Source organism: Winogradskyella sp. PC D3.3, from assembly GCF_054366245.1.
In genome coordinates, this window is record NZ_CM135962.1 from 267,670 (window position 1) to 283,721 (window position 16,052).

Here is a 16,052-nt window from a genome sequence, read left to right on the forward strand (position 1 = left end):
ACCATTAGTCTTTCAAAAACTTAATATTCCGCTCTAAACCAGAAAACTTAGTCCGCTTTACAGCCGATTTCTGAAACACTTTTTTAAACGTATCTTCCGTAATTTCTTCCCAATCCTTTTTGGTCATATCTAATAATTCTGGATGTGGATTAAATAAAGGCTCGTTATGAGGTTTAGAAAAACGATTCCAAGGGCAAACGTCTTGGCAGATATCGCAACCAAACATCCAGTCGTCAAATTGGCCTTTAAATTCTGTTGGAATGTTTTCTTTGAGTTCAATAGTAAAATACGAGATACACTTACTACCATCAACGACATAAGGTTCTGTAATGGCTTCTGTAGGGCAAGCATCAATACATTTGGTACATGTTCCACAATGGTCTGTTGTGGCGTAATCGTATTCTAACTCTAAATCGATAATTAATTCGGCTATAAAATAAAAGGAGCCGACTTGTTGGGTTAATAAATTAGAGTGCTTTCCTATCCACCCCAAACCCGATTTTGCTGCCCAAGCTTTATCTAGCACTGGTGCAGAATCTACAAAAGCGCGTCCACCAACCTCGCCTATTTCATCTTGAATAAAATACAATAATGATTTTAGCTTGTGTTTTATGACGTGATGGTAGTCGTTACCATAAGCATATTTAGACAATTTATATGAATCATCTGTTTGAGTTTCTGATGGGTAATAATTCAACAATAAAGACACCACACTTTTTGAACCTTCAACAAGCAATGTTGGATCTAAACGTTTATCGAAATGATTTTCCATGTAACGCATTTCACCATTCATGTTCTTATTTAGCCAAGTTTCTAATCGTGGTGCTTCTGCTTCTAGAAATTCAGCCTTACTAATACCACAAGACAAAAAACCAAGGCGTTTTGCTTCAGCTTTAATGATTGTACTGTATTTGGAAGCATTGTTTATCACTAGTGTCGCTTTTCAAACGTTAAAAGTGCATTCTCTGGCTTTAAAGTAATCAAAGGAGTGATGTCTATGGCGTTAAATTCAGGATGCATTTTATAGTTTGATACTAACTCTGAAGCGGCAATGATCATTTCGAACATCGCAAAATTATTACCAATGCATTTTCGTGGGCCAGCTCCAAAAGGAAAATATTGTGATGAGAATTTACGACCTCCTTCATTAAAACGTTCTGGTAAAAATTCATTAGGTTGGTCCCATAGTTTAGGGTGACGATGTATTTCGTATACCGAAAATAATAAGTTAGACCCAGCTTCAAAATCCATCCCATTAAAAGTATCTGGTGCCTTATTAACGCGGTCTATAAAATACGCTGGAGGATACAACCGCATGGCTTCTTCTAAAACTTGTTGACATACTTTAGACTTTGTTACCAAATCCATTAAGTCATCGCTTTCGCTTTTTAATGCTAAACGTTCTTCATAAATTTTATCTTGCCATTCTGGATGCAATGCTAATAATTGCATCGTAAATGTAAGTGCATTTGAAGTGGTTTCGTGCCCTGCTGTAAATAGAATTAAGATTTCATCAATGAGTTGTTCTTCTTCCATAGCATTGCCATCGTCGTACCTAGCCTCTAAAAGCATATCTAACAAATCATCTGCTTTTATGTTTGAAGCCCTTCGTTCGTTAACAATGCGTTTTAATATTTGACGTGCTTCGTTGGTGAGTTCGATATGTTTTTCAATTTCACCACTCAAATTAAACCACCACCCCAAATACGGTTGACGTAATTCTTTAACCAACATTTTTTGAGCCTGTTCTGTAATATATTGAAGGCGATTAATATCTTCTTGATTTGCGGCACTACTAAACAAGGATTTCACCACCGTTTGAAATGCTAAATCATTTAAAATAGGAAAGATATCTATCACTTCATTCGATGTGATTTTTTCGTATTCTAAGAGAATTGCACTTTTAATACTTTCTAAAAGATTTGCTAATTGCTTTTTATGAAAAGCGGGTTGAATGAGTTTACGTTGTTTTTTCCAATGTTCTCCTTCTGAGGTAAGCAAACCTTTACCAACATACTTCACTAAATCTTCCGTTTGTATCTTAGACTTGGTATAGTTCTTCTGATTCTTTTGAAGAACATATTCGGCAAATGCAGCATCACGAATAAAAACAACGCTGTTTTTAAATCCAATTTTTAACTTGAAAACATCTCCTTGCTCCTCAAAATTTTTATGATGAAATGGCAGTGGATTTTTTAAAATTTCTAATGAATGTTTAATAAATCGACTTAAAGGAACCGTGGGTATGTTTTGTTTTAGACTCATCTCCTTACGCTAAAACAAACCTCCTTGGGTTGGTCCTTTTATCTTACCTAGATGTTTATATGCTTGTTCTGTTACTTCGCGTCCACGAGGAGTTCGCATGATAAAGCCTTGTTGAATTAAAAATGGCTCATATACCTCTTCTATGGTTTCTGTACTTTCACTAACAGCAGTTGCAATGGTACTAATACCAACTGGTCCTCCTTTAAACTTATCGATGATAGTGGTTAGAATTTTGTTATCCATTTCATCCAATCCATAAGCATCTACGTTAAGTGCTTTTAAGGCAAATTTAGCGATACCAATATCAATTTTACCATTCCCTTTTATTTGCGCAAAATCTCTAACACGTCGTAAAAGCGCATTGGCAATACGAGGTGTGCCTCTACTTCTACCTGCAATCTCTATAGCAGCTTCCATAGAAATTGGCATGTTTAATATGGATGCACTACGTTGCACTATGGTGGTTAATAATTCGGTTTTATAATATTGTAAACGACTTTGTATTCCAAATCGAGCCCGCATTGGAGCTGTAAGCAAGCCTGAACGCGTCGTGGCACCAATTAATGTAAATGGATTTAAGTTAAGTTGAACTGTTCTGGCATTTGGCCCAGACTCAATCATGATATCAATTTTATAATCTTCCATTGCAGAGTACAAGTATTCTTCTACAATTGGACTTAAACGATGGATTTCATCAATAAAAAGCACATCGCGGTCATCAAGATTAGTTAACAAACCTGCCAAATCACCTGGCTTATCTAAAACCGGTCCTGAGGTCACTTTAATACCTACGTTTAACTCATTAGCCAAAATGTGTGCTAAGGTTGTTTTTCCTAATCCTGGAGGGCCGTGAAATAAGGTGTGATCTAAAGCTTCTTCTCTAAGGTTTGCCGCTTGTACAAAAACTAATAGGTTTTCTAAGACTTGATCTTGACCTGTAAAATCTTCAAAGGTTAAAGGTCTTAATTTCTTTTCAACATCTAGTTCTTCTGGTGTGAAGTTATCGCTATTTGGATTTAGGTTTTCGTTCATCTTCAGTTCCCATATAAACAGGACTCACTTTAAATTAGTATTCAATAATCAAATATAACGAAAAAGCCTTTCTGAAAACAGAAAGGCTTTAATATTATAATCTCTTTAAAGAGCTCTATGCTATAAAAGGACAGATCTTAATGTTGGAACTCCTCTTCACCTTCATATAAAGGCACATTTTGAGGGACAAAATCGTCATCATGTCCTGGTTTACTATAGTCATAAGACCAACGGTACACCTGAGGTAGAGCTCCTGGCCAATTACCATGAATATGTTCTACCGGTGTTGTCCATTCTAAAGTTGTAGATCTCCATGGGTTTTGTACAGCTTTCTTACCATAGAACATACTACTAAAGAAGTTGTATAAGTAAATAATCTGTGCTAAACCACCAATGATAGCAAATATCGTAATGATTACATTAGTATTAGCTAAATCATCAAATAATGGAAAGTTAGAGTTTGTATAATAACGTCTAGGTAAACCTGCCATTCCAATAAAGTGCATTGGGAAGAATACTCCATAAGCACAAATTGCTGTTATCCAAAAATGTAGATACCCTAGATTCTTGTTCATCATACGACCAAACATTTTTGGATACCAGTGATAGATACCAGCAAACATACCATAAAGTGCAGAAATACCCATTACTAAGTGGAAATGCGCAATTACAAAATACGTATCATGAACGTTAATATCTAAAGCACTATCACCTAAAACAATCCCTGTTAATCCTCCTGTGATAAAGGTCGAAACGAAACCAATAGAAAACACCATAGCGGGATTCATTTGTAAGTTTCCTTTCCATAGTGTAGTAATCCAGTTAAAGGCTTTTACCGCTGAAGGTATTGCAATCAATAATGTTGTAAATGTAAATACAGAGCCTAAGAAAGGATTCATCCCAGAAACGAACATATGGTGACCCCAAACAATTGTTGATAAGAACGCAATTGCTAAAATTGAAGCAATCATGGCACGATATCCAAAAATTGGTTTACGCGAGTTACTAGCCATAATTTCGGATACTAATCCCATAGCTGGTAAAATAACAATATATACTTCTGGGTGTCCTAAGAACCAAAATAAGTGTTCAAATAATACAGGAGAGCCACCTTGATAGTGTAATACTTCCCCTTGAATAAATATATCTGATAAGAAGAATGATGTTCCAAAACTTCTATCCATTATTAACAATAAACACGCTGATAATAATACTGGAAATGATACAACCCCAATAACAGCTGTAATAAAGAAAGCCCAAACTGTTAATGGTAATCTTGTCATAGACATCCCTTTAGTACGAAGGTTAATTACAGTTACAATATAATTTAACGATCCTATTAAAGACGATGCAATAAAGATAGCCATAGATATAAGCCATAAGGTCATACCTAAGCCAGAACCTCCTGAAGCCATTGGCAATGCCGATAACGGTGGGTAAATTGTCCAACCTGCAGCCGCTGGTCCAGCTTCTACAAATAAAGAACTTATCATTATCACACATGATATAAAGAATAACCAATAAGACACCATATTAAGGAATCCTGAGGCCATATCTCGTGCACCAATTTGCAATGGAATTAAAAGGTTACTAAAAGTACCACTCAATCCTGCCGTTAAAACAAAAAAGACCATAATAGTACCATGAATGGTTACCAATGCTAAATACACATCTGCATTCATAACTCCATCTGGAGCCCATTTCCCTAATAATGCTTCAAACAATACGTTTGGCTCTTCTGGCCAAGCAATTTGCATACGGAACATTATAGACATTAAAACACCAATAACGCCCATTATAGTCCCAGTAACCAGGTACTGTTTAGCAATCATTTTATGATCTATACTAAAGATGTACTTCGTTATAAATGTTTCTTTGTGGTGATGTACGTCGTGATCGTCGTGACTATTTGTATCTAATATTGCTGACATAATCTGTTTATCTTTTTCTTAAAACCTTATTAATTTAACGAATTTGGGAATGTTGTTTGCTCTTTCATCCATGCATCAAATTCTTCCTGAGTTTCTACAATAATCTTCATTTGCATATTGTAGTGCGATTTTCCACAAATTTTATTACATAATAAAAGGTAATCAAATTCGTAAATTAATTCTTGACCAGACTCTTCAATCTCTATTTTTCTTTCGTTTCTAAGTTCATTTATATGTTGAACTTTTTCAATAATGTCTGGATTTTGACGCATATCTGCTGTAGTCACAGTTGGAGTAAAGGCAAATTGTGTTACCATACCAGGAACACAATTCATTTGTGCTCTAAAATGAGGCATATAAGCCGAGTGCAATACATCTTGAGAACGCATCTTAAAGACCACCTGTCGACCTACTGGCAAATGAAGTTCTGATACAATAACGTCATCTTGAGCATTTGGATCATCTTCATCTACACCTAAAACATTCGCACGGTCTAAATCAATTAATCGTACATTAGCTTTACCCAAAACATTATCATTACCACTATATCGTGCTTTCCAGCTAAATTGCTGTGCGTACAATTCAATTACCATTGGATCATCATCTTCATCAACATTCATAATGCCATTCCATGTAAATAATCCGTAGATAATTAAACCAGCTAATACAATAACAGGAATAACGGTCCAAATAAACTCTAAAGTATTATTATCAGCGTAGAATAAAGCTTTTCTTCCCTTCTCACCTTTATACTTATAAGCAAAATAATGTAATAAAAATTGTGTAATGATTAGTACGGTAAAAATCACCACCATTGTGATCACCATCAAATTATCAACTTCAGCACCATGTTCAGAGGCTGCGTTAGACAACAATGGTAAATCACCAATATACCAAAAACATAGGATAGTCATCACGTAGATGAATATTAAGAAACCTATCATTAAGTAAGCATTGATTTTGTTGTCATGGTCATCTGCAACTTGTGTATTAGTTGTGCCGACCTGAGCTAGATCAAATATTTTAACCATTTGCCATAAGGCAACAGCTACAAAGAGTACAATTATAATTGTTAATAAAGCAGTCATTATCGTTTCTGTTCTTATTTAAAATTAATAATGGAAATGTTCACTTTCCTTAATAAAAGGGTTTCCTTTTGGTAACAATGGATATTTGCCAAGTGATGTAAACACTATAAGCATAAATAAGCCACCGAAAAATAATATTGATCCAATCTCTGGAATTCCTATAAACCATCTATCTCCAACGGTTGCAGGCATAATCATATTGAAAATATCTAAATAATGTCCAAATAGAATTACAATACCTGTCATAACCACAAACCATGGAATACGTTTATAATCGCTATTCATCAATAGTAATAATGGGAATAAGAAATTCAATGCCACCATACCAAAGAAAGGTAAATTATAGTCTTCAATACGGGTTACAAAGTAAGTCACCTCTTCTGGAATATTTGCATACCAGATTAACATAAATTGAGAGAACCATAAGTAAGTCCAGAAAATACTAATACCGAACATAAACTTAGCTAAATCATGTATATGACTATCATTTACAAATGGTAACAATCCTTTCGATTTCAAGTAGATTGTAACTAAAGCAATAACGGTAATACCACTTACAAACATACTTGCAAAGACATACCATCCAAACAACGTACTAAACCAGTGTGGATCTACACTCATTATCCAATCCCAAGACATAATTGACTCTGTATAGATAAAGAATACTAAAAATCCTGCAGCTATTCTGAAGTTCTTCTTAAAGTTACTATTATCATTAACATCAGCAAGATCTTGTGCTACTGAGAATTTTCTAGAAAAATGACGATATGCAGACCAACCTAATAAAAATATTAATCCTCTAATCATAAACCAAGTTTTATCTAACCAACCCGATTTATTTTGAATTAAAGCATCATGAGCCACAACATTTTCGTCCATCCATATAAAAATATGGCTATCTCCAATAAAAGCCACTAATAACACAATTAAACCACCAGGTAATACATAAGAGGTAATACCTTCCATTACTCTTAATAATACAGGTGACCAACCAGCTTGTGACGCATATTGAACAGCATAAAATGCCAAAACACCTAAAGCAATCATAAAGAAAAAGAATGCTGAAACATATAAAGCCGCATACGGTCTATTATGTAACTGATGTAAAACATGCTCTTCGTGAGTCATTTCATGACCTTCTGCTTCTGTATCATGCCCTTCATCTATATGAGCCGCTCCTTCAGCATGAGATGTTCCATGTGCTTCATCCGCATGTTCATCACCATGTGAAACGGTAGCATCCTCAGCACCATGGTGCTCTTCATTAGCTAAATATTCCGTTATATTTCCTTCATTAACGCTATGCGAATCTATAAAGCCATAGGCAATACCTAATGCCCCTAGGACCATTAATATGATAGCCGCTAATCTTAATCGATTTGAAATTTTATATTCCATTATATAATCTTTATCTAAATCTTACTTTTCTAAATCTGCTTTAAGCTTCTCAACATAAGCAACAACTTGCCAACGTTCTTCTTCTCTCAATTGGTTGGCATAAGAACCCATAGTGTTTTTACCATAATATAAAACATGATAAATACTTCCGGTTGTAATAGCTCTACCTATGTCATCATAACTTGGTACACCCAATATCTTTTCGCGTTGTACTAATTTTCCTTTACCATCACCTTTATTACCGTGGCAAATACCACAATAAATACCATATAATTCACCACCTCTCTCATAATCAATTTGAGTAGAATCTAATGGATTCATTAAGTTGGCTTTAGCAAAAGCATACCCCTCATTGGTATTAGCAATGTCAAAAGGCATAAAATCGCCTCTTGGAATTGTACCTTCTGCTGGTAATTGTGCTTCAACACCATTTGCAAATGCATCTGATTCTTGATAAGCTTCATAACCAACCGACTCGTACATGTTAGGCATGTACTGATAATTTGGTCTAGAGTTCTTTTGGCAAGACATAAAGCTAACCAACAATACTAATACTACGCTATATTTTACAGCTATCTTCATATTAATGTGCATCTTCATCTTTATCAACTATGTTTATCTCAACGGCCCCTGTTTGTTTCAACAGATTAGTTAATGATTCTTCGTTATTATGAACCGCAATTTCCATTAAGAAATGGTCATCTGTAGTTCTTGGATCTGGATTTTCGGCTTTCTTAAATGGCCACATTCTACTTCTCATATAAAATGTTATAACCATTAAATGGGCTGCGAAAAACACCGTAAGTTCGAACATAATAGGAACAAAGGCTGGCATGTTTTCTAAAAAACTGAAACTTGGTTTTCCACCGATATCTTGTGGCCAATCTTCAATCATTATAAAGTTCATCATCAGCGTTGCAACAGCGATACCAACACAACCATATAAAAAGGCTGTAATTGCTAAACGCGTTGGTGCTAATCCCATTGCCTTATCTAGTCCGTGAACTGGAAAAGGTGTATATATCTCATCAATGTGATATTTTTCTGCCTTTACCGCTTTAACGGCTGACATTAATACATCATCATCGGTATAAATAGCATGAATTACTTTTGAAGCTTCCATAGACTATATTAGTTGTTTAATAAGTTTTTAGCTTGTCCAGACCAATCATCACGTTCTGCTCTTCCTGGGAAAGAACCTGTAATATCATCTAACAAATCATATTCTCTTTTCGTCATTTTACTTACTTGCGCATAAGTAAAGATGCCTATATTGTTAAGTACATCTTCCATTTTTGGTCCAATACCACTGATCACTTTTAAGTCATCTGCAGTTTGTACTGCTGGGTCAAATCTACCAATACCTTCTAACAAATTACCTAATTTTTCAGAAGTATCTTGTGTTGGTTTAGATGCTATAGTTTCTTCTCCAATTTTCAAATTTGAAGTTCTAGCATCCGCTCCTGTACCAGCTAAGCTTTTACCACTTTCTCTAATACGTTTATAGCTTTCACCCGATGACTTTAATATTGTTTTTACTTCTGCTTGTGCAATCACAGGGAATGTACGAGCATATAATAAGAATAACACAAAGAAGAATCCTATTGTTCCAATAAAAATTCCGATATCAACAAATGTTGGTGAGAACATCGTCCAAGACGATGGCAAGTAATCTCTGTGTAATGACGTTACAATAATTACGAAACGTTCAAACCACATTCCAATGTTTACGATGATAGAGATAAAGAATGAGAATAGAATACTTGTTCTTAATTTCTTAAACCACATAAACTGAGGAGAGAATACGTTAAAACTCATCATACACCAGTATGCCCACCAATAAGGACCAGTTGCTCTATTTAAGAAAGCAAATTGCTCATATTCTACACCTGAATACCAAGCGATGAATAACTCTGTAATATAAGCAACACCAACAATTGAACCTGTAATCATGATGACGATGTTCATCAATTCAATATGTTGCATTGTGATATAATCTTCTAAGCTCACCACTTTTCTCATGATAATTAAAAGTGTGTTTACCATTGCAAACCCAGAGAAAACCGCTCCTGCCACAAAATAAGGTGGGAAGATCGTTGTATGCCAACCTGGAACTATCGAAGTAGCGAAATCAAAAGATACAATAGTGTGTACTGAAAGTACTAAAGGTGTTGCCAAACCAGCAAGTACTAAAGATACTTCTTCAAAACGTTGCCAATCTTTTGCTCTACCAGACCACCCGAAACTTACTAAAGCATAAATCTTCTTTTGGAAAGGACGAACAGCTCTATCTCTTAACATGGCAAAATCAGGTAACAAACCAGTCCACCAGAATACTAATGACACCGACAAATACGTAGAAATTGCAAATACATCCCAAAGTAAGGGTGAGTTAAAGTTTACCCATAGCGATCCAAATTGATTAGGAATTGGAAGTACCCAATAAGCTAACCATGGACGCCCCATGTGTATGATAGGGAATAAACCCGCTTGGAAAACTGCAAAAATCGTCATTGCTTCTGCAGAGCGGTTAATTGCCATTCTCCATTTTTGACGGAATAATAATAGTACCGCAGAAATCAGTGTTCCCGCATGACCAATACCTACCCACCAAACAAAGTTAGTAATATCCCAAGCCCAGTTGACAGTCTTGTTAAGACCCCAGACTCCAATACCTGTAGATACTGTATAAATAATACAACCTATTCCCCAAAGGAATGCAACCAAAGCAATACTAAAAACAATCCACCATGCTCGGTTGGCTTTGCCTTCAACTGGTTTTGCAACATCGACTGTTACATCGTGATACGATTTTTCTCCAGTGACTAAAGGTCTTCTAATAGGTGCTTCGTAATGAGACGCCATAATTATATACTTGTTTCTTAATTTAATTTACGCTTTTGATGTATTTCTCACTTTTGTCTGATAAAATACGTTTGGTTTCGTGCCAACATATTCTAACAAGTGATACATACGATCGTCTTCTTTTAATTCTGTGACTTGACTTTCCTTGTCGTTAATATCACCAAATACCATAGCACCGTTTCCACATGCTGCAGAACAAGCAGTTTGGAATTCACCATCTTTAACTGGACGCCCATCACGTTTAGCATCAAGAATCGTTTTCTGTGTTTTTTGAATACACATAGAACATTTTTCCATAACACCACGAGATCTTACTACGACATCTGGATTTAATACCATACGTCCTAAATCGTCATTCATATAATAATCAAATTCATCATTTTTGTTATACAAGAACCAGTTGAAACGACGTACTTTATATGGACAGTTGTTTGCACAATATCTTGTTCCTACACAACGGTTATAAGCCATATGATTTTGACCTTGACGACCATGTGCTGTTGCAGCAACAGGACAAACTGTTTCACAAGGGGCATGGTTACAATGTTGACACATTACAGGTTGAAACACAACTTGAGGATTATCAGCAGGCTCTTCTAATCTAGCAAAAGTAGATAATGAACCATCACTCTTTCTGTCCCCAAACATGTAATTTCCTAATCCAAGTCCATCTGTAGCTTCTTTCTCTTCGATATCTTCACTAAACGTATCTTGATGAGAATAATAACGGTCAATACGCAACCAGTGCATATCTCTACTACGTCTCATTTCCGATTTACCAACCACAGGAACGTTGTTTTCAGCATGACATGCAATCACACATGCTCCACATCCCGTACAAGCGTTCAAGTCTATTGATAAGTTAAAGTGATGACCGATAGAACGATCAAACTCATCCCATAAATCTACTTTTTCAGAAGTTACAGGAGTTTCTATATGGTTAAGCGACACCTGAGGAATTGAATTCCAGTGTTTCTTATCCTTTGTATTAAATATCTCTAATGTGGTTTCTTTGATGATATCTCCACGACCCATCAAAGTATTATGCAATTGTACACAAGCAAATTCATGTTCACCAGCAACTTTACTAATCGTTACTTCTTGAACTGAATTAAAGTTTTGATATAATGGGTATGCATTAACACCCGTTTTCATTTCGTCTTTTAATGCTTTAGAAGTTCTTCCAAAACCAAAAGCCAAACCTACAGAACCTTTAGCTTGCCCTGGCTGTATTAATACAGGTACTTTAGGCACGGTAACACCGTTAACCGTAACATCAACATAACTTCCGTTAAGACCACCATTAGCAACGTTCTCATTAACTAAATCATAGGCTTTAGCATCCGCTTGAGATACTGTAAGATAGTTATCCCAAGATGTTCTCGTGATAGGATCTGGAAACTCTTGTAACCAAGGGTTATTAGCTTGTTGACCATCACCCATACCTACTTTCGTATAAAGTGACAATTCTAAATACCCCTCTTTAGCAGAAGCCGCTAAAGCTCTTGCTGCTGTTCCGCCAGATAATACAGATGATGTATCTACATTATTACCGTTATTTACAGTCGTAGTAGCCGTTGTGGTATTATAGTCCTCTTTATCTTCTTCTTTTATGCCAACACCTACCGCAACATCATGAATAACTCCGCCTAAAAACGTTCTATCCTTTTTATCTGCTAATTCTGTTGTTGTAGAAGTCGTTGTTGTTGATCCATTAGAACCAGTTCCTGATGCGTTTGTTACAAATACACCATCTTGAACGGCTTTATTAAATGAAGAACCATTTAATATGCTTTGCGTCCATACTGATTTTAAATAATCTCTGTAAGACCCTGGAGTTTCTGTCCAGCTCATTAAGACTTCTTGAAACTGCTTCGTATCAAATAAAGGACGAATCGTAGGCTGCATCATTGAATAATGACCAGACTTAAATTCGAAATCACCCCAAGACTCTAAATTGTGAGGTGTTGCAGCAATATATTGACAGTTTGTTGACGTTTCATCTTGCTTCATTGAAAAAGCAACAGACAATTCTGTCTTTGCCAAACCTTCTTTAAAATCTGAAGCATTTGGTAAGGTATATAATGGATTCACACCATTCATAATAATCGCACCAACTTTGCCTGCCTTCATATCGGCAACTAATTGTGATACAGCTTTATTACTTCCTTGTCTTGTTTTAATTGTTGTTTTAGGATCAAAAGCTTTACTTTTTAGGTACTCATTGATTTCTAAAACTGTTGTTTGAGCATTCACATCTTGAATACCCGTAACAACAACACCATTACTACCTGCCAAGCTTAATTCTTTTGCTGCTGCTTTTACCGCTTTATCTAAAGCTTCTGGTAACGATCCCGGTAAGGCCACACCAGTGACATAACTATAAAGTTTAGCAAGTGCTAATTTTTGTTGGCTTGGTGTTAATGGCACTCGTTTATCAGCATTGGCACCTGCTAAAGACATGTTCGATTCAAATTGAATATGTCTAGACATTTTACCATTTACAGGCACACGCTTTTTAGCATAACCAGACTCAAAACCACCACCTTGCCAATCTCCTAAGAAATCCGCTCCGATAGCAACAATAGTCATCGCTTTAGAGAAATCGTAATTAGCCATCCCTCTAATGCCATACTTTGCCTGATATGCATCTAAAGTTGCAGATTCTGAAACCGCATCATATGAAACGTGATTTACGTTACCATATTTAGTTTTAAAAGCTGCAATTAATTTATTGGTTGATGGACTAGGCATGGATTGCGTTAACAACACAATTTGTTTTCCATTAAGTCCTTTTAATTTTGAAGTTGTTTCCGCTAAAAATGTATCCCAAGATATTGTAGATTCACCTTTCATTGGCGCTTTAACCCTAAGGTTATCATACAATCCTAAAACTGAAGCATTAACTCTTGCATTTGCAACCCCATTAGAAGGTGCATCAGTGTTATTTTCAATTTTAATTGGGCGACCTTCTCTTGTCTTTACTAAAACACTTGCGAAATCAAAACCATCTGCAATTGTAGTTGCATAATAGTTAGCAACACCAGGAATGATCTCAGTTGGCTGAACTATATAAGGTATTGATTTAATAACTGGCCCTTCACATGCCGCTAAAGAAGCAGCTGCAGTACTAAAACCAACGTATTTTAAGAAATCACGACGCGATGTAGATGACGACCCTAAAGAATCTTTATCTCCCAAAAATTCGTCTGTAGGAATCTCTTCCACAAATTCATTCTGTTGAAGCGCCTCAACAATAGAGCTATTTTCGTTTAGCTCTTCAACACTTTTCCAGTATTTCTTGTTTGATGACATAGTGTTTATTTATAAATTTCGATTTTCGAATTTAAAACTAAAGCTTGAACCAACTTTAATCAATTCAATCTAAAATATTTAATTCTTTTAATTTTATAGTTTCTTCCGCTTTAAGGCAACTTCTAATGTCTTAAAAATTACAAAAACGCGTTTTAGTAATGACACTTACCACATTCTAAACCACCCATTTGTGCAACAGTTAACTGCTCAACACCATATTTTTTAGATAGTTCTTCGTGAATTTTAGTGTAATAATCGTTGTCCTTAACTTTTACGTTAGTTTCTCTGTGACAGTTAATACACCACCCCATTGTTAAAGGTGCATGCTGATGCATAATTTCCATTTCCTCAACAGGACCATGACAAGTTTGACATTCTATATCTCCAACTTCAACGTGTTGTGAGTGATTAAAATAAGCAAAGTCTGGTAAGTTATGAATGCGAATCCATTTTACAGGTTTAGACTCTCCAGAGTAACCCGTACCATCCCATCCGACAGCATCGTATAATTTTTGAATTTCAGCATTATAATCAACACCAAACTCAGTTCCTTCCGCTAAGGTTTCTGGTGCAACTTCTGAAATTGATTTATGACAATTCATACAAACATTTAAAGAAGGAATACCAGAGGTCTTACTAACTCGTGCAGAAGAGTGACAATATTTACAATCGATACCATTATCACCCGCGTGAATTCTATGCGAATAATGAATTGGCTGAACTGGTTCGTAACCTTGATCAACACCTACCTGCATAAAGTAGCCATACACAAAATAACCACTAGCTAACAAAAAGACAATTGTCGTAACTAATACCAAAAATTGGTTTTGAACAAAAGCCTTCCATAATGGCATTCTTTTTTCTTGCTCTGTAAATACAGCAACATCTTTCGCTTCAGCGAAGCGATTTAACGTACGATTCACTAAAACTAAAGCCATAGCCAATAACGCAAACAATAAAGCCAAAGCTCCAAGTATTAAGTCATTTGAGACACCTCCTTGCTGAACACCAGTATCTGCCACAGCAGTATCCGCAACCACAGGTTCTTTTTTCTCTTGAGCCGTATACGCTAATATATCAGAAATATTCTCATCACTTAACTGCGGAAAAGCAGTCATTGCAGTCTGATTATATTCATTGAAAATTTTAACAGCATATGCATCCCCAGATTTAATTAGCGAAGAGCTATTTCTTATCCAAGCACTAAGCCATGCTCGATCTAAACCTTGCTCATCAGCTAACCTTGCTTCTATATTTCTTAAGGCAGGACCTGTCATTGGCTTATCAAGCTTATGACACGCAGCACAATTAGAATTAAAGAGCGATTTCCCGTTTACCGGATCACCTTCTTGAGCTATAAGAGAGGTTGAAAAAGAAAGCAATAGAACAAGACAAAGACTAAAAATCTTTGAGGTTAAACTACAGTAAATCACCTGTTTCATATTATAAGTTGGATTATCTTCTAAAGTTTGGTACGATTTTTTCATTTAAAAAGTGAAAAAAGATGTTATAAAAACTCAGGCAAAAGTAACATTTAAAGTCGATTTTGAAAATCTTAGAGAACTGTTAATATATAATTTATATTAATTCTAAATAATATGTTTTAAAATTTAATGTGTGATTATTCGTTCCATAAATATCGACCGCTTGAATCGCAATTGTTTACAGTCGAAATGTCAATAAAAAAGTTGTAAATGTTAATTTGAATATTTTACCTTTGTCTAATAATTTAAACTTATGAAATTAAAAAATAGAACGCTTTTACTCATTATTTTGGGCCTAAGCCTAAGTTTATCACTACAAGCACAGGAAGGCGTGGTTAACGTAAGCCAAGATAGTGACATTGATAAACTACTTGAATTTAAAAAGGATATAAAAACATCAAAGGTCTATAGAATCCAAGTATATCAAAGTATAGATATTGATAAGGCAAAGCGCGAAAAAGCCAATTTCTTAAACGCTTATGACGAATGGCCTGCCGATATTATTTGGAATACGCCTAATTATAAAGTTTGGGTGGGTAACTTTTCTACGCGTCTTGAAGCGGATCGTGCTTTAGTTAAGATTAAGAAAAACTATATGTATGCCAATATTCTTCAACCAAAAATAGATAATTAAACCTTTTATTTTATAGCATAAAAAAAACCGACAATCACTT

12 protein-coding genes are annotated in these 16,052 nt (G+C 35.4%); 1 reads left to right on the top strand and 11 read right to left on the bottom strand.

All coding sequences use genetic code 11. From position 1 onward, the window contains the following. Positions 1–4: 4 nt before the first annotated feature. The 11 genes from queG to ACXGSQ_RS01225 all read right to left on the bottom strand — a co-directional run bounded on the left by queG (position 5) and on the right by ACXGSQ_RS01225 (position 15,336). On the bottom strand, positions 5–931 hold the full coding sequence (gene queG, locus ACXGSQ_RS01175) for a tRNA epoxyqueuosine(34) reductase QueG (RefSeq protein WP_458627826.1): 927 nt from the start codon (positions 929–931) through the stop codon (positions 5–7). Then, positions 931–2,265, bottom strand: a complete 1,335-nt coding sequence (locus ACXGSQ_RS01180; protein WP_458627827.1) for a cytochrome P450 — start codon at positions 2,263–2,265, stop codon at positions 931–933. Before ACXGSQ_RS01180 ends, queG begins: the two co-directional genes overlap by 1 nt. A 9-nt stretch (positions 2,266–2,274) precedes the next feature. Next, positions 2,275–3,297, bottom strand: a complete 1,023-nt coding sequence (gene ruvB / locus ACXGSQ_RS01185; RefSeq protein ID WP_458627828.1) for a Holliday junction branch migration DNA helicase RuvB — start codon at positions 3,295–3,297, stop codon at positions 2,275–2,277. Between the two features lie 137 nt (positions 3,298–3,434). Further along, on the bottom strand, positions 3,435–5,228 hold the full coding sequence (locus ACXGSQ_RS01190; RefSeq protein WP_458627829.1) for a cytochrome c oxidase subunit I: 1,794 nt from the start codon (positions 5,226–5,228) through the stop codon (positions 3,435–3,437). A gap of 29 nt (positions 5,229–5,257) precedes the next feature. Beyond that, positions 5,258–6,316: a cytochrome c oxidase subunit II gene (locus ACXGSQ_RS01195; protein ID WP_458627830.1), complete on the bottom strand. Its 1,059-nt coding sequence runs from the start codon at positions 6,314–6,316 to the stop codon at positions 5,258–5,260. 24 nt (positions 6,317–6,340) lie between these two features. Beyond that, on the bottom strand, positions 6,341–7,714 hold the full coding sequence (locus tag ACXGSQ_RS01200; protein WP_458627831.1) for a quinol:cytochrome C oxidoreductase: 1,374 nt from the start codon (positions 7,712–7,714) through the stop codon (positions 6,341–6,343). A gap of 21 nt (positions 7,715–7,735) precedes the next feature. After that, positions 7,736–8,296: a c-type cytochrome gene (locus ACXGSQ_RS01205; RefSeq protein ID WP_458627832.1), complete on the bottom strand. Its 561-nt coding sequence runs from the start codon at positions 8,294–8,296 to the stop codon at positions 7,736–7,738. Between the two features lies 1 nt (position 8,297). After that, entirely contained in the window at positions 8,298–8,837 is a 540-nt protein-coding gene (locus ACXGSQ_RS01210; RefSeq protein WP_458627833.1) for a DUF3341 domain-containing protein, read from the bottom strand. An 8-nt stretch (positions 8,838–8,845) separates the two neighbouring features. Next, the gene (gene nrfD / locus ACXGSQ_RS01215; protein WP_458627834.1) at positions 8,846–10,579 is read right to left on the bottom strand and encodes an NrfD/PsrC family molybdoenzyme membrane anchor subunit; all 1,734 of its coding nucleotides are present in this window, start codon (positions 10,577–10,579) and stop codon (positions 8,846–8,848) included. 27 nt (positions 10,580–10,606) lie between these two features. After that, positions 10,607–13,894, bottom strand: a complete 3,288-nt coding sequence (locus tag ACXGSQ_RS01220; protein WP_458627835.1) for a TAT-variant-translocated molybdopterin oxidoreductase — start codon at positions 13,892–13,894, stop codon at positions 10,607–10,609. 152 nt (positions 13,895–14,046) lie between these two features. Beyond that, complete coding sequence (locus tag ACXGSQ_RS01225) at positions 14,047–15,336, bottom strand: c-type cytochrome (protein WP_458629303.1); 1,290 nt, start codon at positions 15,334–15,336, stop codon at positions 14,047–14,049. Positions 15,337–15,631: 295 nt separating this feature from the next. Between ACXGSQ_RS01225 and ACXGSQ_RS01230 the strand changes: the two genes are divergently transcribed. Then, positions 15,632–16,012: an SPOR domain-containing protein gene (locus ACXGSQ_RS01230; protein ID WP_458627836.1), complete on the top strand. Its 381-nt coding sequence runs from the start codon at positions 15,632–15,634 to the stop codon at positions 16,010–16,012. Positions 16,013–16,052: the final 40 nt, after the last annotated feature.